General features: G+C 68.7%; 17 protein-coding genes and 1 tRNA gene. 8 read left to right on the top strand and 10 right to left on the bottom strand.

From position 1 onward, the window contains the following. The first annotated feature begins 45 nt into the window (after nt 1-45). From egtA to egtD, 4 genes are read left to right on the top strand one after another with little or no spacing between them, the layout of a single operon-like run. Nucleotides 46-1284 carry an ergothioneine biosynthesis glutamate--cysteine ligase EgtA gene (egtA, locus tag PSS76_RS11080; RefSeq protein ID WP_022594680.1) on the top strand — a complete coding sequence of 413 codons (1239 nt, stop codon included), beginning with the start codon at nt 46-48 and terminating at the stop codon, nt 1282-1284. Next, nucleotides 1245-2573, top strand: coding sequence for an ergothioneine biosynthesis protein EgtB (gene egtB / locus PSS76_RS11075; protein WP_337456199.1), 1329 nt, complete (start codon nt 1245-1247; stop codon nt 2571-2573). The genes egtA and egtB overlap by 40 nt, the downstream gene beginning before the upstream one ends. Next, nucleotides 2573-3301: an ergothioneine biosynthesis protein EgtC gene (egtC, locus tag PSS76_RS11070; RefSeq protein ID WP_005514700.1), complete on the top strand. Its 729-nt coding sequence runs from the start codon at nt 2573-2575 to the stop codon at nt 3299-3301. The genes egtB and egtC overlap by 1 nt, the downstream gene beginning before the upstream one ends. A 57-nt stretch (nt 3302-3358) precedes the next feature. After that, a complete protein-coding gene (gene egtD, locus PSS76_RS11065; protein WP_084922497.1) occupies nt 3359-4330 on the top strand; it encodes an L-histidine N(alpha)-methyltransferase in 972 nt (323 codons plus the stop codon). 13 nt (nt 4331-4343) lie between these two features. Here egtD and PSS76_RS11060 read toward each other — a convergent pair whose 3' ends face one another. The 6 genes from PSS76_RS11060 to PSS76_RS11035 all read right to left on the bottom strand — a co-directional run bounded on the left by PSS76_RS11060 (nt 4344) and on the right by PSS76_RS11035 (nt 9175). Next, entirely contained in the window at nt 4344-4832 is a 489-nt protein-coding gene (locus PSS76_RS11060; protein WP_064058933.1) for a GNAT family N-acetyltransferase, read from the bottom strand. 13 nt (nt 4833-4845) lie between these two features. Beyond that, nucleotides 4846-5379, bottom strand: coding sequence for a hypothetical protein (locus PSS76_RS11055; RefSeq protein WP_306256193.1), 534 nt, complete (start codon nt 5377-5379; stop codon nt 4846-4848). Between the two features lie 299 nt (nt 5380-5678). Continuing rightward, a complete protein-coding gene (locus tag PSS76_RS11050) occupies nt 5679-6314 on the bottom strand; it encodes a DUF2461 domain-containing protein (protein ID WP_064058934.1) in 636 nt (211 codons plus the stop codon). A 76-nt stretch (nt 6315-6390) separates the two neighbouring features. Then, complete coding sequence (locus PSS76_RS11045) at nt 6391-7371, bottom strand: ribose-phosphate diphosphokinase (RefSeq protein WP_005514695.1); 981 nt, start codon at nt 7369-7371, stop codon at nt 6391-6393. Then, nucleotides 7368-8837 (bottom strand): bifunctional UDP-N-acetylglucosamine diphosphorylase/glucosamine-1-phosphate N-acetyltransferase GlmU, encoded by a 1470-nt coding sequence (gene glmU, locus PSS76_RS11040; protein ID WP_337456198.1) that lies wholly within the window; start codon nt 8835-8837, stop codon nt 7368-7370. The genes PSS76_RS11045 and glmU overlap by 4 nt, the downstream gene beginning before the upstream one ends. Before the next feature lie 267 nt (nt 8838-9104). Beyond that, nucleotides 9105-9175, bottom strand: a tRNA-Gln gene (locus tag PSS76_RS11035). Nucleotides 9176-9395: 220 nt separating this feature from the next. Between PSS76_RS11035 and PSS76_RS11030 the strand changes: the two genes are divergently transcribed. The 3 genes from PSS76_RS11030 (at nt 9396) to PSS76_RS11020 (ending at nt 14462) form a co-directional block, all read left to right on the top strand. After that, the gene (locus PSS76_RS11030) at nt 9396-9986 is read left to right on the top strand and encodes a TetR/AcrR family transcriptional regulator (protein ID WP_005514691.1); all 591 of its coding nucleotides are present in this window, start codon (nt 9396-9398) and stop codon (nt 9984-9986) included. Between the two features lie 106 nt (nt 9987-10092). Then, nucleotides 10093-13770 (top strand): transcription-repair coupling factor, encoded by a 3678-nt coding sequence (mfd, locus tag PSS76_RS11025; protein ID WP_084979428.1) that lies wholly within the window; start codon nt 10093-10095, stop codon nt 13768-13770. A 5-nt stretch (nt 13771-13775) separates the two neighbouring features. Continuing rightward, a complete protein-coding gene (locus PSS76_RS11020; RefSeq protein WP_337456197.1) occupies nt 13776-14462 on the top strand; it encodes a nucleoside triphosphate pyrophosphohydrolase in 687 nt (228 codons plus the stop codon). Nucleotides 14463-14469: 7 nt separating this feature from the next. Here PSS76_RS11020 and PSS76_RS11015 read toward each other — a convergent pair whose 3' ends face one another. The 4 genes from PSS76_RS11015 to efeU form a co-directional block, all read right to left on the bottom strand. Continuing rightward, on the bottom strand, nt 14470-16077 hold the full coding sequence (locus PSS76_RS11015) for an ABC-F family ATP-binding cassette domain-containing protein (RefSeq protein ID WP_337456196.1): 1608 nt from the start codon (nt 16075-16077) through the stop codon (nt 14470-14472). Nucleotides 16078-16391: 314 nt separating this feature from the next. After that, nucleotides 16392-17642: an iron uptake transporter deferrochelatase/peroxidase subunit gene (gene efeB, locus PSS76_RS11010; protein ID WP_443147375.1), complete on the bottom strand. Its 1251-nt coding sequence runs from the start codon at nt 17640-17642 to the stop codon at nt 16392-16394. A gap of 55 nt (nt 17643-17697) precedes the next feature. Further along, complete coding sequence (efeO, locus tag PSS76_RS11005) at nt 17698-18858, bottom strand: iron uptake system protein EfeO (protein ID WP_064058937.1); 1161 nt, start codon at nt 18856-18858, stop codon at nt 17698-17700. Continuing rightward, nucleotides 18855-19763 carry an iron uptake transporter permease EfeU gene (efeU, locus tag PSS76_RS11000; protein WP_022594695.1) on the bottom strand — a complete coding sequence of 303 codons (909 nt, stop codon included), beginning with the start codon at nt 19761-19763 and terminating at the stop codon, nt 18855-18857. The genes efeO and efeU overlap by 4 nt, the downstream gene beginning before the upstream one ends. 191 nt (nt 19764-19954) lie before the next feature. Here efeU and PSS76_RS10995 point away from each other — a divergent pair, with 191 nt between their 5' ends. After that, a complete protein-coding gene (locus PSS76_RS10995; protein WP_013415267.1) occupies nt 19955-20812 on the top strand; it encodes a lytic transglycosylase domain-containing protein in 858 nt (285 codons plus the stop codon). The last annotated feature ends 157 nt before the right edge of the window (nt 20813-20969 follow it).

Below are 20969 nucleotides of genomic sequence, written 5' to 3'. Positions count from 1 at the left end.
CTACCCTCGAGAAGGACGCTCGACCGCTCCCGAGGGGAGGATTGCATGGTTGTCGCAGTCGAGTCCACCGGTTTCACCTCGCGCCCGGCTGCCGAGTCCTACGTCGGCGGCGTCTGCTTCAAGCTGGGTCCGCCGAGGCTCATCGGTGCCGAACTCGAATGGCTCACCCACCACGCCCGATCCTCGCCCGACCGTCCCGACCTCGCCTCCATCGCCGCAGCTCTCGGGCCGCACGCCCCGAAATCTGTGGCTCCCGATTCTCCCGCCCGCCCACTTCCCGCGGGCAGTCTCGTCACCGTCGAACCCGGCGGTCAGATCGAACTCTCCAGCGCACCCCACGACAGTGCCGTCGCCCTCTGTGCCGCCCTGGCCGCCGACGAGGGCACCCTGCGCGCGCTGCTCGCTCGACGTTCCATCACCGCACACGCCCATGCCGCCGATTCGCGGCGCACCGCGCGGCGTCTGCTCGAACTGCCGCGTTACCGGGCGATGGAGGAGCGATTCGAGGAGATCGGCCCGTTCGGGAAGCTGATGATGTGCAACACCGCCGCGGTTCAGGTGAGCGTCGATGCCGGAGCGGACGTCGCCGATGTCGCCCGCCGCTGGAACCTGCTGCAGGCGGTCGGCCCAGCGCTGATCGCAGCGTTCGCGTGCTCGCCCCGGTTGCGGGGTGTGCCGCCGGGGGAGTGGGCATCGCAACGGATGCGGACGTGGTTCGAGCTCGATCGGTCCCGCACGATCGGTCCACCCGAGTCGGCGGGGTTCTCGGCCGATCCGATCGCCGACTACGCGCGCTGGGTGCTCGACGTCCCCCTGCTCTGCGTGCGCCGCGACGGACCGTGTTGGGCCGCGCCGCCGGGTGCGACGTTCGCGGACTGGGTCGACGGTGCGCTCGACGACGAGATAGGTCGCCGTCCCACCCCTGCCGATCTCGACTATCACCTGACGACGGTGTTCCCCGCGGTGCGGGCGGTCGGCCACCTGGAGGTGCGTTACTTCGACACCCAGCCGGGCGACCAGTGGCGGCAGCCGATCGCGACGCTCGAGGCGTTGCTCGCATCGGGTGAGGCCGTGGATGCGGCCACCGCGATAGCCGCGAATACTCGGGGGCGTTGGATCGACGCGGCGCGGTACGGGCTCGCGGACGGTGAACTGCGCCGTGCTGCGGTGCAATTGACGGAACTGGCGGCCGACCTCGCGTCGGATCGCAACCTGGCCGCGGGGCTGGGGGCCGCGTCGGCGCGATGTCGGCGCGCCGAGAATCCGATGGGGGAGCGTTCGTGACCGGTCTTCGCGAGCAGTTGGAATCCGCGCTACTGAGGGCCCGGCATCGCAGCCACACCCTCACGGATTGCGTCGACGACTCGGATCTGATCGCCCAGCATTCGCCGTTGATGAGCCCGCTCGTCTGGGATCTCGCGCACATCGGCAACCAGGAGGAACTCTGGTTGATCCGGGATGTGGGTGGGCGGGACCCGGTCCGCCGCGACATCGACGAACTGTACGACGCCTTCAAACACGCCCGGTCCACCCGCCCGACCCTCCCGCTCCTCGGCCCGGACGAAGCCCGGAAGTACGTCGGTGAGGTCCGGGACAAGACGTGGGACGTGCTGGACGCGAGCAGGTTCCGGGGATGTCGACTCGAGCACGACGGGTTCGCCTTCGCGATGATCGCGCAGCACGAACAGCAACACGACGAGACCATGCTCGCCACCCATCAGTTGCGGAAGGGGCAGGCGGTGCTCACCGCGCCGGATGTCCCGAGGGCCGCCGCACCGATCGCCGATCGTGAGACCGTGATTCCGGCAGGCGAATTCACGATGGGAACGTCGGACGACCCCTGGGCACTCGACAACGAGCGGCCCGCGCACCGCGTGCACGTTCCGGAGTTCGCCATCGACACGGTGCCGGTCAGCAATGCGGAGTACGCGGAGTTCATCGACGATGGCGGATACCGGCGCCGGGAACTGTGGAGTGAACGGGGCTGGCAGCACAATCGCGAATCGGGTCTCGAGGCGCCGCAGTTCTGGACCGGTGACGGCAGCGGTCGATGGTGGCGGCACCGGTTCGGGGTGCTCGAACCCGTGCCCGCAGACGAGCCCGTCATGCACGTGTGCTGGTTCGAGGCCGACGCCTACGCGCGGTGGGCCGGCAAGCGGTTGCCCACCGAGTCGGAATGGGAGAAGGCCGCGCGGTGGCATCCCGCGAGTGGACGGTCCCGGCGTTTCCCCTGGGGCGACGAGGAACCCGACCGCACCCGGGCGAATCTGGGGCAACGTCATCTGGCCCCGGCCCCGGTGGGATCGTATCCGGCCGGCCGGTCCCCGCTCGGGGTGCTCCAGCTGATCGGGGACGTCTGGGAGTGGACGTCGTCGCGCTTCACCGGGTACCCCGGATTCACCGCCTTCCCGTACCGCGAGTACTCGGAGGTGTTCTTCGGCGGCGACTACCGCGTGCTGCGGGGCGGATCGTTCGGCACCGACCCCGTGGCCTGCCGCGGGACGTTCCGTAACTGGGATCACCCGATCCGCCGGCAGATCTTCGCGGGATTCCGCTGCGCCAGGGACGTGTGATGTGTCGGCACCTGGGCTATCTCGGGCCCACCCGGTCGGTGCGCGAGGTGATCGCGGCGGGAGAGTTCTCCCTGCTGCGGCAGTCGTGGTCGCCGCGGGACATGCGTGGCGGTGGGACCATCAACGCCGACGGTTACGGCGCCGCCTGGTGGGGTTCGACGCTGTCTCGGTATCGGTGCGCGATGCCGATCTGGTCGGATCCTGCTCTACCCGAGATGCTCTCGACGGTTCGTTCGCACGCGGTGATGGCCGCCGTCCGCTCCGCCACCGTCGGAATGCCCGTCGAACGCAGTGCGTGCGCGCCTTTCGTCTCGGGGCACTGGGCGTTCAGCCACAACGGTCGTATCGAGCAGTGGCCCGACTCGATGACGGGGCTTGCGGCCGGCCTGCCGGTGTCGGAACTGCTGAGACTCGAGGCGCCCACCGACTCGGTGTTCCTGTGGGCGCTGGTTCGGCACGCACTGCGCGACAACAGCCCGGAGGTCGCGCTGATGCAGGTGACGTCCGCGGTCGCGGAGGCGGCGCCGGGGTCGCGGCTGAACATGCTGCTCGGCGACGGACGCCAACTGTGGGCGACCACCTGGGATCACTCGCTGTCGGCGCTGGTGGACGACGACCGGGCGGTCCTCAGTTCCGAACCTTTCGACCACAACCACCTGTGGCGGGAGATCCCGGACGGGCACATCGTCACCGCCCGGCCGGGGCACCTGATCGTCACGCCCCTGTGAACACCCCTGTGAGCGCCCTGTGAGTTGACCGAGAACACCCACGGAGATCGGAGAGGTATGCGAGCACCGACCCTGGAAGTACACATCACGTCCGAGCAGTTGAACGCAGCGCTACGGGCCGACGCCGAGCGTGGGCTCACCGCGACCCCCAAGTGGCTGCCACCGAAGTGGTTCTACGACGCGCGCGGCAGCGAACTGTTCGAGCGGATCACGAGGCTTCCGGAGTACTACCCGACGCGGACCGAGCGGGCGCTGCTCGAGGAGCACGCCCGCGAGATCGCCGCCGTCGTCATGCCTCAGATCCTCGTGGAACTCGGATCGGGCTCCTCCGACAAGACGCGGCTCCTCCTGCACGAGCTGGGCGCCCGGGGAACGCTGGAGAAGTATGTGCCGCAGGACGTGTCGGAGAGCGCGCTACGGGACGCCACCCGCCGGATCGCCACGGAGTTCCCGGAGATCGACGTGCACGGCGTGGTGGGGGATTTCACGCAGTCGCTGCAGCATCTGCCCAGCGGTGGCAGCCGGATGGTCGCCTTCCTGGGCGGCACACTCGGCAACCTCGTTCCCGACGAGCGGGAGCAGTTCCTCGCGGAGATCGCCGGTGTTCTCGAATCCGGCGAGCACCTCCTGCTCGGCGTCGCACTCGTGACCGATCCGCGCGTACTGGTCCCCGCCTACGACGACGCCGCCGGTGTCACAGCGCAGTTCGACCTCAATGTGCTGTCGGTGTTGAACAAACAATTGGGCGCCGACTTCGACCTGGACCGCTTCTGTCATGTCGCAGTGTGGAATCCCGTCGACGAGTGGATCGAGATGCGTCTCGAGGCGACCGCCGACATGACGGTGCACGTGGCCGACCTGGGGCTGGCGGTGCGGTTCGCGGCGGGGGAGCAGATGCGTACCGAGATCTCGGCCAAGTTCCGGCTGAGCGGCATCAGCGCGGAACTCGTCGCCGCGGGCTTCGAGGACATCCGGACGTGGACGGACGCTGATCAGCGCTTCGCCCTCGTGTGTGCGCGGCGCCGCTGACGGTGCGGGGCGTCTAGAGGGTCAGCTGCAGGTACGTCATGTCCAGCCAGCGGCCGAACTTGCGTCCCACCTCCGGCATCTGCGCCACGATGCGGAAACCGAACCGTTCGTGCAGGGCGATGGACGTCGTGTTGGACGATTCGACGCTGGCGACGATCACGTGGATCCCGCCGGCGCGGGCCCGCTCGATCAACGCGGTCATGAGCGCGGTCGCGATGCCCCGCCGATGGTGATCGACGTGGACGTACACCGAGTTCTCGACGGTGTATCGGTAGCCGCTCTTGGCCCGCCACACCCCGTACGAGGCGTACCCCGCGACTGCTCCGTCGACGTCGGCGACGAGCACCGGGAAGCCGTTGGCCCGACGATCGTCGAGCCAACGGCGCCGCTCGTCCAGATCGGCGAGTGTCTCGTCCCAGATCGCCGTCGAGTTGGCGATCGCCTCGTTGTGGATCTCGAGGATTCCGGGCAGGTCACCAGTGGTGGCGTCGCGGATCAGCATGGTCGAGAGAGCCTTACGCCCCTGCGCTGCGGCGCGCCTTCTCCAACGCCGCGAGCGTGCGCAGGATGGTGGCCTTCTGCCCGTTGAGGTCGTTGAGGCGAGCACGGGCCGCGAGGCCCTGAGCGGCCTCGGCCAGCGCGATCTGCGAATCGACCTTGGTGAGCTGATCGAGCAGACCGGTGACCCGCTGCTCGAGCGCCGCGACATCGATCTTCTTCGCAGGAGCGACGGCAGCGGTGGGTGTCGGCGCCGGTGCCGACGTCGTACGCGGGCGCGCAGCGGACGCCTTGCGGGCCGGAGCGGATTCCGCCTCGAAGGCCTTGACGATCCGAGCGGCCTTGGGGCGCATCGACTTGCGGACGAGGGCCGGGTCCGGGGGCTCGGGCAGGCGGATCTGGTTGAGGGCGGCACGCGCATCGCGGGCGCCCACGCGCCACTCGCGCTCCTCCTCGTCGTCGGACTGGAGGGTGCCGCCGATCGGACGCAGGCCGTACATGCCCATGAACTTGCGGGCCTCGTCGATCACGGTCTCGTGCTCGCGGCACACACCGCACCGGGGCTCGTTGCGGAACTCCTCGATCGAATCATCGCTTCCGCACCACACGCACGACCCGGGAGTCCAACGGCGAACCGGCTGAGGATTCGGAACAACAGAGGCGGCGGCGGGGTTTTGCAGGGTCTGCGCGTCGATCACGAGGAGCCAGAATAGGGCACCCGTTCGCGTCCGGCTACACCGAGGTCCAATCTTCTCCGCGGGCGTGACCAAACTCATGTTCGGTCGCCCTCGACGTCGGCAAAGGCTTGTGGCACACGAGTTCTCCGCTCCCGTGAGATCTACCGGAGGTGTCAGCCGTGAGCGCCGAAGACGTCGGTGAACCACTCCACGAGAGGCCGCATCGAAGCCCACGCCGAGCGGATCCGGTCGGCCGCCTCGGGTGTGCCCAGCCAGTCGGGGCAGCCGTAGTTCAGTCCGGCCGTGAGCGACCGGTGCCGCATCAGTTCGATGCGCGGATGACCCGGGGAGACGCCACGCGGACGGGTGGCCAGACGGTCGCCGCCGATCTCGAATCCCGCCTTCTCGATCTTGCGGACCAACCGTTCGAGCGTGCGTCCGTGCCGGTCGTCGTCGACCGCCGCGCGGTAGCGCGCGAGTTGCTCGGGGGTGTGTGAGTAGTGCCCACCGGCGACGAACAGGCCCGAGGCGTCGATCTGGACGTAGAAGCCGACGCCGGGACAGGACTCGACGAAGCCGCCCTGGTGGGTCTTGTAGGGGGACTTGTCCTTCGAGAAACGGACGTCACGATACGGCCGGAAGGCCTTACCCGGACCGAACTCGGGTTCCAGCACGGACAGTAGTTCGACCATGGGGGCGCGAACGTCCGTGTCGTAGACGGACTTGTGGGACGTCCACCAGGCCTTGCTGTTGTCGGCCTCGAGGTCCTCGTAGAAGTCCAGTGCGGTCGTCGAAAATCCGGTGAACACACTTGGAAAGACTACGCCCGTGCCCGGGCCGCGAATCGCGGACCGGGCACGGGCACGGGTGTAGTCTGCAGAACGTCTAGGCGATGCCGTTGAACAGCGAGGTCACCGAGCCGTTCTCGAACACTTCCTGGATGGTGCGCGCCAGCAGCGGTGCGATGGACAGCACGGTCAGCGTCGGGAATCGCTTCTCTTCCGGGATCGGCAGCGTGTTGGTCGCGATGACCTCCTTGGCGCCGCAGTTCGCGAGACGCTCGGCAGCCGGATCGGAGAACACTCCGTGCGTGGTCGCGATGATGACGTCGCCGGCGCCGGCGTTCTTGAGCACCTCGACCGCGCCGGCGATCGTGCCGCCGGTGTCGATCATGTCGTCGATCAGCACGCAGGTGCGGCCGCTCACGTCACCGACGACACGGTTCGACTTGACCTGGTTCGGAACCAACGGGTCGCGGGTCTTGTGCACGAACGCGAGCGGGGCGCCGTCGAGGGCGTCGGCCCACTTCTCGGCGACCTTCACCCGGCCGGCGTCGGGGGAGACCACGCAGATGTTCTCGGTGCCGTAGTTCTCGCGGACGTACTGAGCGAGCTGGCCGAGGGCGTGCATGTGGTCGACCGGGCCGTCGAAGAAGCCCTGGATCTGATCGGTGTGCAGGTCGACGGTGATGATGCGGTCGGCACCGGCCGTCTTGAGCAGGTCGGCGATGAGACGGGCCGAGATGGGCTCGCGGCCGCGGTGCTTCTTGTCCTGACGGGCGTACGGGTAGAACGGCAGCACAGCGGTGATGCGCTTGGCAGATCCACGCTTGAGAGCGTCGATCATGATCAGCTGCTCCATGATCCACTGGTTCAGCGGCGCCGGGTGGCTCTGGAGCACGAACGCGTCCGATCCACGGACGGACTCCTCGAAGCGGACGAAGATCTCGCCGTTCGCGAAGTCACGAGCCGTCTGCGGCGTGACCTTGATGTCCAGTTCCTTGGCCACCTGCTCGGCCAACTCGGGGTGTGCGCGGCCCGAGAAGAGCATCAAGTTCTTCTGCACGTCGCTGGATATCGCGCTCACTGGTCTTCGCCATCCTTCGAATCGGTGTCTTGCTGGGCTGCTCGAGCCGCTGCGTCGGCAGCGGGGGTACCGGGTCGGTTGCGCTGGACCCAGCCCTCGATGTTTCGTTGCTTGCCGCCCGAGACGGCGAGCGCCCCCGGAGGCACGTCGGTGCGCAGGACGGTACCTGCACCCGTGTACGCGCCGTCGCCGACACGGACCGGGGCGACGAACATGGTGTCGGATCCGGTCCGAACATGCGAACCGACGACGGTCCGGCTCTTGTTCACGCCGTCGTAGTTGACGAAGACGCTGGATGCTCCGATGTTGCTGTGATCGCCGATGGTCGCGTCGCCGACGTACGTCAGGTGCGGCACCTTCGAGTGCGCGCCGATGTCGGCGTTCTTCGTCTCCACGAACGCACCGAGCTTGCCGGCCACGCCGAGGACCGTGCCCGGCCTCAGGTACGTGTACGGGCCGACGGTGGCGTCCGGTCCGATCCGGGCCGATTCGCCGTGCGTGCGGATCACCGATGCGCCCGCGCCGACGGTGACGTCGGTGAGTGTGCTGTCGGGTCCGACGACCGCGTCCTCGGCGACGTGCGTGGCTCCACGCAACTGCACGCCGGGACGCAGCGTCACGTCACGCTCCATCGTCACGTCGACGTCGATCCAGGTGCTGGACGGGTCCTCGACGGTGACCCCGGCGCGCATGTGGCGTTCGAGAATGCGGCGGTTGAGTTCGGCTGCGAGGGTGGCGAGCTGCACGCGGTCGTTGGCTCCGGCGACGAGCAGGTCGTCGGCGATGTGCTGCGCGCGAACGGTTTTCCCGGCCGACCGGGCGATCGCGATCACGTCGGTGAGGTACAGCTCGCCCTGGGCGTTGTCGGCGCTCAGCGACGACAGGGCACCGCGCAGGGTGGCGGCGTCGAACGCGTACACGCCGGAGTTGACCTCGGTGATCGCCCGCTGCGCCTCGGTGGCGTCGGCCTGCTCGACGATCGCGGCGACCTCGCCGTCGGTGGTCCGCAGGATCCGGCCGTACCCGGTGGGATCGGTTGCCGTGGAGGTGAGCACGGTCACCGCGGCGGCGGGCTCGGCGGTGTGCGTCGCGATGAGGGCGCGCAGTGTGTCGCTGTCGAGGAGCGGGACGTCGGCGGCGGTGACGAGAACTGTGCCGTCGAAGTCGTCGGGGAGCGCGGTCAGTCCACAACCGACGGCGTGGCCGGTGCCGTTCTGTTCGTGCTGGACGGCGGTGGCGACGGCGCGTCCCAGATCCTTGGCGACCTCGTCCACCGCAGCGCCCACGGCGTCACGATCGTGGCCGATGACGGTGACCAGTTCGGCGGGTTCGATGCCGGCCGCGGCATGCAGTGCGTGCGAGAGCATCGAGCGCCCGGCCAGGGTGTGCAGCACCTTGGGGGTCTTCGACCGCATTCGCGTCCCGGCGCCGGCAGCAAGGACGATGACGGCGGTCTGCGGTGGCATGAAGCTCCCTCGAAGTCGATCTACGCTTAGCCGCTCGCGCGGCCCAACGGTCGCGCACGTTCCGGAAGAGAATATCGCGAGTCGAACCCGCGAAGGCAACGTGTCCGAGATTAACCACGGCCCCCGTCGGGTGTCCGGCGATCCGCTCCGGCGCCCGCGAACAGGCCGGGAAGTTAACGGGGGAGTAACAACTCCGAACCGAACGGTCCGTGGGTTGTGTGGAGGATCACAGCGCTCGCGGGCGTGGGGTGAGAAGGATCCGAAGGGCTCCGCCGCCAGGACTCGAACCTGAACTATCTGAACCAAAATCAGAGGTGCTGCCATTACACTACGGCGGATTACCGCGCGCCGGGACGACGCCCGGATACGCGGGAACGATCCTCGCATGCCGACGCGCCGTGCGTCGAACCGCCGGACAAATTCCTCGGCGACCGGGCTATAGGGTGGCCTCTACCAGCGCCGAGTGTGCGCGACGCGGCGTGTCGGAAAGGACGGTGGACCCCAGTGTCACGACCATCGCGGGAGGACCGGACCACCGAGCGTGCCCCCCGGACGCGGATGACGGGAACCCAACGCCGCGAGCAGTTGATCGAGATCGGCCGGGCGCTGTTCGCCGAACGCGGATACGAGGCGGCATCGATCGAGGAGATCGCGGCGCGGGCGAACGTGTCGAAGCCCGTCGTCTACGAACACTTCGGTGGCAAGGAAGGGTTGTACGCCGTCGTCGTCGATCGGGAGATGTCGACGCTGCTCGAGATGATCACGTCGTCGCTCACCCAGAATCGCTCCCGGATCCGGGTCGAACGGGTCGCGCTGGCGCTGCTCACCTACGTCGAGGAACGCACCGACGGCTTCCGGATCCTGGTCCGGGACTCGCCGGTCGCCGCCGACGACGGCACCTACTCGAGCCTGCTCAACGAGGCGGTCCGGCAGGTCGGCCACATTCTCGCCGGCGACTTCGCGCGCCGCGGACTCGATCCCGACCTCGCGCCGCTGTACGCGCAGGCGCTCGTCGGCATGGTCGCGACCACCGCCACGTGGTGGCTCGACGACCGCACCCCGTCCAAGGAGGTGGTCGCCGCGCACCTGGTGAACCTGTGCTGGAACGGCCTGACCAACCTCGAGGCCGACCCGCAACTCGGGCAGTGAGGGACGACCGGGCGGCGGGGTCGGGTGCCCGGCCCGGTGTCGGTGGGCACGCCTAGAATCGAACGGTCTGCATTTCACGACATCAGGAGCGCCGTCGTTGTCTTCCGTGTCCACTTCAGATAACTCTTCGGCCCCTGTCGCCGCGGCCACGCCACTCGCGGGTCTCGCGTCGACGGCGCTCGCGGACGGCGCGATCGGCCGGGTGCAGGACAGCGTCGGACGTACCGGTGTCGACATCGTCGCCCCGGTCGCGGCGCGCCCGTTCGTCGCCGCCGCGCTCGCCGACCGCACCCAGTTGTTGCTGGTGACCGCTACCGGACGTGAGGCCGACGACCTCACCACCGAGTTGCAGGAGATCTTCGGGGACGGCGTCGCGCAGTTCCCGTCGTGGGAGACGCTGCCGCACGAGCGGCTCTCGCCGAGCGCGGACACCGTCGGTCGCCGCCTGCAGGTGCTGCGGCGTCTCGCGTGTCCCGACGAGGCCGACTACGGCCCGCCGCTGCGGGTGATCGTCACGACCGTGCGCTCGCTGGTGCAGCCGATGGCGCCCGGGCTCGGCGATATCGAGCCGGTCGTCCTGCGGATCGGATCCGAACACGACTTCGGCGAACTGGTCTCGCGTCTCGCGGAACTCGCATACACCCGCGTCGACATGGTCGGCAAGCGCGGCGAGTTCGCGGTGCGCGGCGGCATCCTCGACGTCTTCCCGCCCACGTCGGATCATCCAGTGCGCGTCGAGTTCTGGGGCGACGAGGTCACCGAACTGCGGGCGTTCTCGGTCGCGGACCAGCGTTCGCTGCCGGAACTCGAGCTCAGCACGGTGGTCGCGCCGCCGTGCCGTGAACTGCTGCTGACGGAAGCGGTGCGCGACCGCGCCGCGCAGCTGGCCACCGAGAACCCCGCCGACGCGGCTCTGGTCGAGATGCTCGACAAACTCTCGGCCGGTATCCCGGTCGAGGGCATGGAGGCATTGCTGCCGCTACTGCAGCCCGGCGAGCTGCAGCTGCTCACCGAGGTGCTGCCGCGCGAGACCCATGTGCTGCTGTGTGATCCGGAGAAGATCCGGACCCGCGCCACCGATCTCGTGCGCACCGGGCAGGAGTTTCTCGAGGCGTCGTGGACGGCGGCATCGATCGGCGGGGCCGCGCCCATCGACACGTCGGTGCTCGGCGGCGGCATCGACCTGGGAGCGTCCGCGTACCGGTCGCTGCGTCAGGTGCGGGAGAACGCCGAGGCGCAGGGCCGTCCGTGGTGGACGATCAGTCCGCTGGCGTCGGGCAGCGAGGACGAGCTCGTCCTTCCGGTGCAGTCGGCGCCCGAGGTGCGCGGGTCCGACGAGCTGCTGTCGATGCTGTTCGTGAACCTGCGGGCGCACGTGACCACCGGGGGACGCGCGGTGGTGGTCGTCGCCGGTTCGGGCACGGCCCACCGCGTGCTCGAGCGACTCAAGGAGGCCGACGTCCCGGCCGGCGAGCTCGCGCCGGGCGCCGAGCCGGCCCGCGGACTCGTCCAGGTCCTGCGTGGGTCGCTGCACGAAGGCATCGTGCTGCCGGGTGACGACGCGGCCGGGGTCCCCGGATTGGTGATCGTCACCGAGTCCGACCTGACCGGCAATCGGGTGGCCGCCGCCGGTGACGGCAAGAAGATGCCGGCCAAACGGCGCAACCAGGTCGATCCGCTCGCGCTCACCGCCGGCGACATGGTGGTGCACGACCAGCACGGCATAGGCCGCTTCGTCGAGATGGTCGAGCGCACCATCGGCGGGGCCCGCCGCGAGTACCTCGTCATCGAGTACGCCGCCAGCAAACGCGGCCATCCGGGAGACCGGCTGTTCGTGCCGATGGAGTCGCTCGATCAGCTCTCCCGTTACGTCGGCGGCGAGATGCCCGCGCTGTCGAAGCTGGGCGGCTCGGACTGGCAGAACACGAAACGTAAGGCGCGCAAGGCTGTCCGCGAGATCGCCGGCGAGCTGGTGCAGCTGTACGCCGCCCGCCAGGCGGCGCCGGGTCACGCGTTCGGTCCGGACACCCCGTGGCAGAAGGAGATGGAGGACGCGTTCGCATTCACCGAGACCCACGATCAGTTGACCGTCATCGACGAGGTGAAGGCCGACATGGAGAAGCCGGTCCCGATGGATCGCGTCGTGATCGGCGACGTCGGCTACGGCAAGACGGAGGTCGCGGTCCGTGCCGCCTTCAAGGCCGTGCAGGACGGCAAGCAGGTCGCGGTGCTGGTGCCGACGACGCTGCTCGCACAGCAGCACCTGCAGACGTTCTCCGAGCGGATGGCGAACTTTCCGGTGAAGGTGCGGGGCCTGTCCCGGTTCACCGATGCCGCCGAGTCCAAGGAGATCATCGCGCAGCTGGCCGACGGCGAGGTCGACATCGTGGTCGGTACCCACCGACTGCTGCAGACCGGTGTCCGTTGGAAGGACCTCGGTCTCGTGATCGTCGACGAGGAGCAGCGGTTCGGCGTGGAGCACAAGGAGCACATCAAGGCGCTGCGCACGCACGTCGACGTGCTCACCATGTCGGCCACCCCGATCCCGCGAACGCTCGAGATGAGCATGGCCGGCATCCGGGAGATGTCGACGATCCTCACGCCGCCCGAGGAACGGCACCCGATCCTCACGTACGTCGGTGCGTACGCGGACAAGCAGGTGGCCGCGGCCATCCGGCGCGAGTTGCTGCGCGACGGTCAGGTGTTCTACGTCCACAACCGGGTCAGCTCGATCGACAAGGCCGCCAAGCGGATCCGCGAGATGGTTCCCGAGGCTCGGGTCGTCGTCGCGCACGGGCAGATGAACGAGGAGACCCTCGAGAAGACCGTGCAGGGGTTCTGGGAGCGCGAGTTCGACGTCCTGGTCTGCACCACGATCATCGAGACCGGCCTCGACATCTCGAATGCCAACACGCTCATCGTGGAACGGGCCGATTCGCTGGGCCTGTCGCAGCTGCACCAGTTGCGCGGCCGCGTCGGCCGTAGTCGTGAGCGCGGGTACGCGTACTTCCTGTACCCGCCGGAGAAGCCGCTCACCGAGACGGCGTACGACCGGCTCGCCACGATCTCGCAGAACTCCGACCTCGGCGCCGGCATGGCCGTCGCGATGAAGGATCTCGAGATCCGCGGCGCCGGAAACGTGTTGGGTGCCGAGCAGTCGGGGCACGTCGCGGGTGTCGGCTTCGACCTGTACGTGCGGCTGGTCGGCGAGGCCGTGGAGGCGTATCGCGCAGTCGCCGACGGCCGGCCCGTCACCACCGAGCCTGAGGTCAAAGAGGTGCGCATCGATCTTCCGGTCGACGCGCACATCCCGCCCGACTACGTCACCAGCGATCGGCTCAGGCTCGAGGGCTATCGCAAGCTCGCTGCCGCAGCCGACACCGATGCGATCGCCGCGGTCGTCGAGGAACTCGTCGACCGCTACGGTCCGCTCCCCGAGGAAGTGGGTCGGCTGGTGTCGGTCGCGAAGCTCCGATTGTTGTGCCGCGAGTACGGCATCGAGGAAGTGGCCGTCACCGGCACCCAGCTCAAGATCTCGCCCATGCAACTTCCGGACTCGAAACAGCTGCGGCTCAAGCGCATGTACCCGAGCGCGCAGTACCGGGCGACTACCGGGATGGTGCAGATGCCGCTGCCGCGTGCCGGTTCGGGCGGCGTCGGAGCCGAACGGGTGCGCGACGTCGAACTGCTGCAGTACATCGCGAACTTCCTCCTCGCGATGGACGGGAAGGCGGCGGACTCCGTGGATCTCGGCACCGCCACCGGCGTGCAGGCCGGGGTCTGACGCAGATGACTGCCGGTGACGAGCGCCAGGACGAGTGGCGCACGGGCGATGCCGTGGTCGAGGCCGCCCTGGTGATGGACAAGCTGTGGGGCTTCGGGGGCTGGGAGGTGACGCAGACCCACGACTCGCTGCGCCCCTATCTGCTCGAGGAGACGTACGAACTGCTCGACGCGATCCAGTCCGGCGATCCCGTCGCGATCCGGGAGGAACTCGGAGACCTGTTGCTGCAGGTCCTGTTCCACTCCCGGATCGCGGAGGCCGCCGGCGAGTTCACGGTCGACGACGTGGCTGCCACTCTCGTGACCAAGCTGGCTCACCGCAGCCCCCACCTCGCGGACGACCTCGCGGGCCCGGTGGACATCGCCGAGCAGGAACGCGCGTGGGAGGCCCGCAAGGCGGCCGAGAAGGCCCGCGAATCCTGCATCGACGGCATCGCGTTGCAGCAGCCCGCCCTGGCGCTCGCCGAGAAGGTGATCTCGCGGGCACGCAAGGCGGGACTGCCGGACGAGTTGGTGCCCGACGAACTGCGGGTGGTGCGGCTGGGCGGCGACACCAGCGCCGAGGACGAACTGCGCAAGGCGACACTGCGTTTCGTCGCCCGCATCCGGGCCGCCGAGTCCGCCGCGCACGCGGCCGGGGTCGCATGGGGCGGACTCGACGGTGACGCGTGGCGGACCTACTGGAGTAGTTGACTCTGGATCATTCCGGGAAACCGTTGTGATGACCCGCGATTCGGCCGTGCGCGTCGAGTTCGATCGTGACGTCCACCCCGATCTTGCCGAGGAACTCGTAGTCGTGGCTGACGACGATCATCGCGCCGCGGTAGCTGTCGAGCGCCTCGGCGAGTTGCTCGACGCTGGTGATGTCGAGGTTGTTCGTCGGCTCGTCGAGGATCAACAATTGTGCGGGTGGCTCAGCCAGTAGCAGTTTGGCGAGTGAGACTCGGAAGCGTTCACCGCCGGACAACGTCGCGACCGGGCGATCGGGCGCGCTGCCGCGGATCAAGAGACGGGCGAGTTGGTTCCGGATCGTGCCGGACGAGGTTCCGGTTGCGACGTCCTGCACGTTCTCGAGTGCGCTCCGCGTCTCGTCGAGGTTGTCGAGTCGCTGTGGCAGATAGCCGACCCGCTCGGTGAGCAACGCCCCGCGCACTCGGCTCGGGTCGCCCTCGGTGCCCCGGAGGAGATGGTCGAGAAGCGTGGACTTGCCGGCCCCGTTGGGGCCCACGAGCGCGATTCTCTCCGGGCCCTGCACGACGATGGTGCGTTCGCCGTCATGGAACTCGGCGATGCGTCGACTCCGTGGCACATCCGGGTCGGGCAGCGTGAGATGGATGTGCTCGTCTTCCCGAACCCGTCTGGCGGCCGCATCGGCCGCGGCCTTGGCGCTCTCGACCTTGTCGTCGAGCGTCCCGCGCATCGCTCCCGCGGAAGCCTGCGCCTTGCTCGCGCGATTTCCGGCGAGGATCTTCGGGATACCGCCGTCCTTCTGGGTCTTCTTCGCCGTCCGTTCGCGGCGGGCCAGTTTCGTCTCGGCTTCGATCCTCTGGCGCTTCTCGACCTTGAGCGCCTGGTCGGCGGAGCGCGCGGCCTGCACGGCGGCCGCCTGCTCCTGTTCGCGATGCTCCTTCCATGCGCTGTACGGGCCGCCGAACACCTCGATCCGGCTGTCGTGCAACTCTGCGGTGGCATCCATGTGCTCGAGCAGTTCCAGGTCGTGGCTGACGACGACGAGAGTGCCAGTCCAGTTGTCGATCATCTCCGCGAGACGTGCGCGTGTGGGCCGGTCGAGGTTGTTCGTCGGCTCGTCGAGCAGGGTGACCGGGGTACGCCGGACTCGGAGGCCGGTGATCGCGATCAGCATCGCCTCTCCGCCGGAGAGGGTGTCGACTCGGCGGTCGAGATCCACTGTGGTGAAGCCGATCTCGTGGAGGGCCTCCTCGGCACGGGCCTCGATGTCCCAGTCGTCGCCCACGGTGTCGAAGTGGCGCGGATCGGGGTCTCCGGATTCGATGGCCCGGAGCGCTGCGACGATCCGGTCGACACCCAGGAGTTCGGCGACGGTCGAGTCCTTGCGGTTGGTCAGCGTCTGGGGCAGATACCCCACCTCCCCGACCGTGTCGACGCGTCCCGACGTGGGCCGCAGCAGCCCGGCGATCAGTCGGAGCAGTGTGGACTTACCCGCTCCGTTCCGCCCGACGAGACCGGTGCGCCCGGTGGTGAAGGTGCCGCTCACGCGATCGAGCGCGACGGTGCCGTCGGGCCATTCGAAGGTGAGGTCTCTCAAAGTGATTGCGGAGGCACTCATGCGTTGCCGTCCCTTTCGTGAAAGGTTGCTGATCAGCGGGGCTGAGGGAACGACCGATCACAAGGGGTCGCCCGGAGGGGCGAGCATGCGTCGCACGAGTAGGTCGACATCGCTGCGCACACGGGAGAACGTGATCGGCGCGAGCCGGAAGTGCCGGGGATGGGCGCCCTGGAATGGGCATGGGTCGTCAGCCTGGGCGCGGTCCGCGCCGGAGCGGCTACGCCACCGGCAGTCCGGTGGCTAGATTCTGTCGACCTCGATGTCCATGGCCGGCACTCTATCAGTCGTGCGTTGCATCAGTCGTGCGTTGCGCGTCACGCCTCGAACAGCGTCGATCCCCAGTAGTCGCCGTCACCGACACCCGGCGGCACCGCGAACACGGCGGAGCCGACGTGCTTGATGTACTCGTTCAGTGCGTCGTTGCGGGCGAGGTTCTGTTGCATCGGCACGAACTGCTTCTGCGGGTCGCGGCAGTACGCGATGAAGAACAGGCCGGCGTCGAGATGGCCGAAACCGTCTGTGCCGTCGGTGAAGTTGTAGCCGCGGCGCAGGATCTGGATGCCGTTCAACTCCTCGGCCGACGCGAGCCGAACGTGTGCGTCCTTGTCGATCACGAGCTTCCCGCCGGCGCCCTTGGCGCCCAGCTGCAGATCGTCGAACTCGTCCTTGCGACCCAGCGGTGCGCCGGTGCCCTTGGTCCGGCCGAACACCCGCTCCTGTTCGTGCAGCGTGGTGCGGTCCCACGGCTCGATCAGCATCCGGATGCGGCGGGCCACCAGGTACGAGCCACCCGCCATCCATGCCTGGTCGTCCTGCGGATCCACCCACACGAACTCCGACAGCGCCGCGGGGTCCTCGGCCTTGATGTTCCGTGTTCCGTCCTTGAACCCGAACAGGTTTCGAGGCGTCGCCTGCGTCGTCGATGTCGAGGACGTGCGCCCGAATCCGAGCTGCGACCACCGCACCGCCACTACACCGAAGCCGACGCGGGCCAGGTTGCGCACCGCGTGCACCGCCACCTGCGGGTCGTCGGCGCAGGCCTGGATCGCGATGTCGCCGCCGGAGCGGGCCGGCTCGAGCGCGTCTCCGGTGAACTTGGGCAGGTCGGCGAGCGCCGCCGGCTTCCTGTCCGCGATCCCGAAGCGGTCCTTACCGTTCGCGTCGAACAGAGACGGTCCGAACCCGATCGTCAGCGTGAGCTTCGAGGCGTGCAGGTCCAGTGCCTCACCGGTATCGGTGGGCGGGTTGTATTCGCCGGCGCCGACGGCACCGTCGGCGGCGGCCTCCTCGCCGGCGGTCATCCGCGCGGCCATCTCGGTCCACTTCTTCAACATCGCCACCAGTTCGTCACGCGAATCGGTGATGACGTCGAACGCGACGAAGTGCATGCGATCCTGTGCGGCCGTAACGATTCCGGCCTGATGGATACCCCGGAAGGGCACCACTTCGGAGGTCGATGCCGTGGCCTCGGGGGCCGACAGGCGGCCCACCGCCGCACCCGCGCCGGCGAGGACCGCGCCGGCCCCGACGGCGCCGACGGCGCCGAAGAGACGCCGGCGGGACAGTCCTGGACGCGATTCGGCCCGGCGGGTGTCGTCCGACTGGTTGTCGTTCCGGGAGTTACTGTCCTGCGACGACACCCTGCACCTGGCTCACTTCGGCGGACAACGCATCGATCTTCTGGGACAGCGCCTGACGCTGCGGCTCGGTCACCGTCTCGTAGGAGACGAACCCGTCGCCCTGGCGGAACTGTGCGAGTTCGGCATCGAGGTCTGCGAAACGCTGGTCGATGCGGGCGGCGAGTTCCGGGTTGCGGTCGTCGAGGATCGGACGCAGCGACGCGATCGCGGCCTGCGAACCGTCGGCGTTGGCCTGGAAGTCGTACAGGTCGGTGTGCGAGAAGATGTCCTCCTCGCCGGTGATCTTGGTGCGGGCGATCTCGTCGAGCAGTGTCTGGGCGCCGCCGGCCACCTGGATCGGGTCGACGACGAAGTCGGGAGCCGCGACACCGTCGGCGAGCTCCTGGATGTCGGCGACGAGTTGGTCGGCGATCGCGTTGGTGTCGGGCTGCAGGCCCTGGACCCACAGGTCCTTCTCGAGGCGGTGGAAGCCGGTCCAGTTCCAACCGGGCTCGACGTCGACCTCGCGCAGGTCGATGCGCGGATCGAGGTCGTCGGGGAAGCTCTCGGCGATGGGCTCGATGCGCTCGTAGTACGTACGGGTCAGCGGGTACTGGGCCTTCGCGGCGGCCACGTCGCCGGCCTTGAGCGACGCCACGAACGCGGTGACCGTCTCCTGCAGCGCGGTGAGCTGGCTGTCGACGTAACGCTTGTAGCCGTCGGCGGCCTCGGTGAGGCGGCCGTCCTGGTCGGTCGCGGCGACGGAGTCGCCCGTGACGACGAATTCGGATCGGATGCCGTTGCCGACCATGCCCGGCTTGCACGCGGTGTGGTAGGTCCCGGCCTCGGCGAGGTTGACGATGAGCTGGCGGGTCAGACCGGGGCCGACGTTCTCGACCTCGCCCATCACTCGATCGCCGGCGCCGAAGACGTAGAACTCGGTGACCTTGGAACCGTTGTTGGTGATGGAGAACGTGGTGTTGCCGGTCTCCGCCGAGTTGCCCGAGATGTCACAGGTGGAGTCGGTGGCGGTCACCGTGATCGCCTCGGCGTCCGCGGTCGACTTGGACGTGCACGCCGCGAGGGCGAGGGGGGCGATCGCGAGCAGGGCGAGCGCGGAGGTGGTACGACGCACGAGCGGAACCTTTCGGGTGACGGTCATCGGGAAGCGTTGAGTTCGGAGTCGGTCGGTCCCGGAGCGGCCTGCGGTGCTGCGGCTTTCGGCTTCACCGGGCGGAGGAAGAGCGGCATCACGATCGCGAGGTACGCCACCCACGCGATCACCTGGAGGACGGTGGGATCGGGGCGGAAGTTGAAGATGCCCTGCAGGACCGTGCCGTACCAGCTGGACGTGTCGAACACGGACGAGATGTCGAACGCGAGCGTCGATCCGCCGGGCAGCCACCCGGCGATCTGCAGTGCGCGCACGCCGTACGCGAGGATGCCGGCCGCGACGACGACGAGGAACGCGCCGGTGTAGCGGAAGAAGCGGGCGAAGTCGATGCGGACCGCGCCGACGTACAGCAGCACGGTCAGGGCGGCCGCGACCGCGATGCCGAGCAGCAGTCCGACGAGCGGCCACGAGCTTCCGGCCGCGTTCTCGGCGTAGCCGACGAGGAGGAGAGCGGTTTCGACGCCCTCGCGGCCGACGGCGAAGAAGGCCATCGTCGCGACGGCGACCGGGCCGACGGCGAGCGCCCGGTCCAGCCCGGCGCGCAGGTGCCCCGACATCGACGCCGCGGCGGTGCGCATCCACAGGACCATCGCGGTGACGATCGCGACCGCGACGAGCGACGCCAGGCCGCTGATGAGTTCGGCGGCCGTGCCGGTGACGGTGGAAGTGCCGAAGTGGATGCCGACGAAGATTGCGACGACCATCGCGACGGCGGCGCCGACGCCGACCCATACCCATCTGAGGGCGTCGCGGCGCTCGGACTTCACCAGGAAGGCGACCAGGATCATCACGACGATGCCGGTCTCGAGTCCCTCGCGCACCCCGATCAGGCCACTGCCGAACAGCTGGGTCGCGATGGACGGCGCGGCGGCACCGGCGGCGAGGACTGACACTCTGGGCTCCTGCTACGGGTCGGGACGGCGCGAACGGAAAGGCAAGGCAAGGCAAGCCGAACCTCGAAGGACCACGCCGAAAGTAGCAGCCCCCGACATTGGACAAAAACCACCCCTGACCTGGTGCTTTTTGTCTGGAATGGGGCTTTGGTCCCGATTCGCCCGACGTCGCGACCGCGCGGTTCTGGATGATGGATGCCGTGACGAGAGAAGCCGCAACCCGCGCAACCGCGACGAGGGCCGCTACGGGGCGGTCCTACGGATCACCCGCGCCGACGTACCCGCCACCCAAGCGCCGGCGTCCGCTGCGCACGTTCCTGGTCGTGGCGTCGTCCGTCCTCGTGGGCGTCGCGGTGGTGGTCCTCGCGGTCGGGTTGGACGAGCTGGACCAGCGCAAGCCCCGCATCGAGATCCCGGAGGGCGTCCCGCCGGGACCGGGTGCGCCGACGCCGCCGATCGACATCAACGGGCCCGGTCGGACTGCGGCCGGACTGGGGGAGTGGGCGGCACCCCTGTCGGACGCGCTGGCAATCTCGCCTACCGCGCTCGAGGCCTACGGGTACGCGGCCGCAGTGATGGCCGCGACCAAGCCCGACTGTGGAATCGGATGGACGACACTCGCGGGGATTGCGGCCGTCGAGAGCAAGCACGGCACGTATCGCGGCTCGAGCGTCGGCGAGGACGGGCAGGTGAGCCCGCCGATTCGAGGTATCCCGCTCGACGGCTCGCCCGGAGTCGCCGAGATCCCCGATACCGACGGCGGCGCGATGGACGGCGACGCCACCCACGACCGTGCCATGGGTCCGCTCCAGTTCATCCCGGAGACGTGGGCGCGCTGGGGCGTCGACGCCAACGGTGACGGTGTGGTCGACCCCGACAACATCGACGACGCAGCCCTCACCGCAGCGCGGTACCTGTGTGCGCGCGGTGGCGACCTCACCACTGCGGACGGGTGGACCGCCGCCCTCATGGCCTACAACCTGTCGGGGGAGTATCTGCGCGACGTCCGCGACCGCGCGGCTGCGTACTCGGTGGGAGTGCGGAGGTGACCTGCGCGACGGGCGTGCCTGGAGGCGGGAGTCGGTTACTCCCGCTAGGCTCAGACCTGGCACTATGCATCCGGCGACTCAGCGTGGTCGCTTGCCCGTAGACAACCCAGTTGCTGCTGCCCGGACCGGCTCGATCCGCTGTCCGCAGCAGCCGTAC

Origin of the sequence: Prescottella sp. D32, assembly GCF_037287305.1 — a bacterium.
GTDB classification, from domain to species: domain Bacteria; phylum Actinomycetota; class Actinomycetes; order Mycobacteriales; family Mycobacteriaceae; genus Prescottella; species Prescottella equi.
The sequence above is the reverse complement of the archived record's forward strand: the minus strand, read 5'-3'. Positions and strand labels throughout refer to the sequence as shown.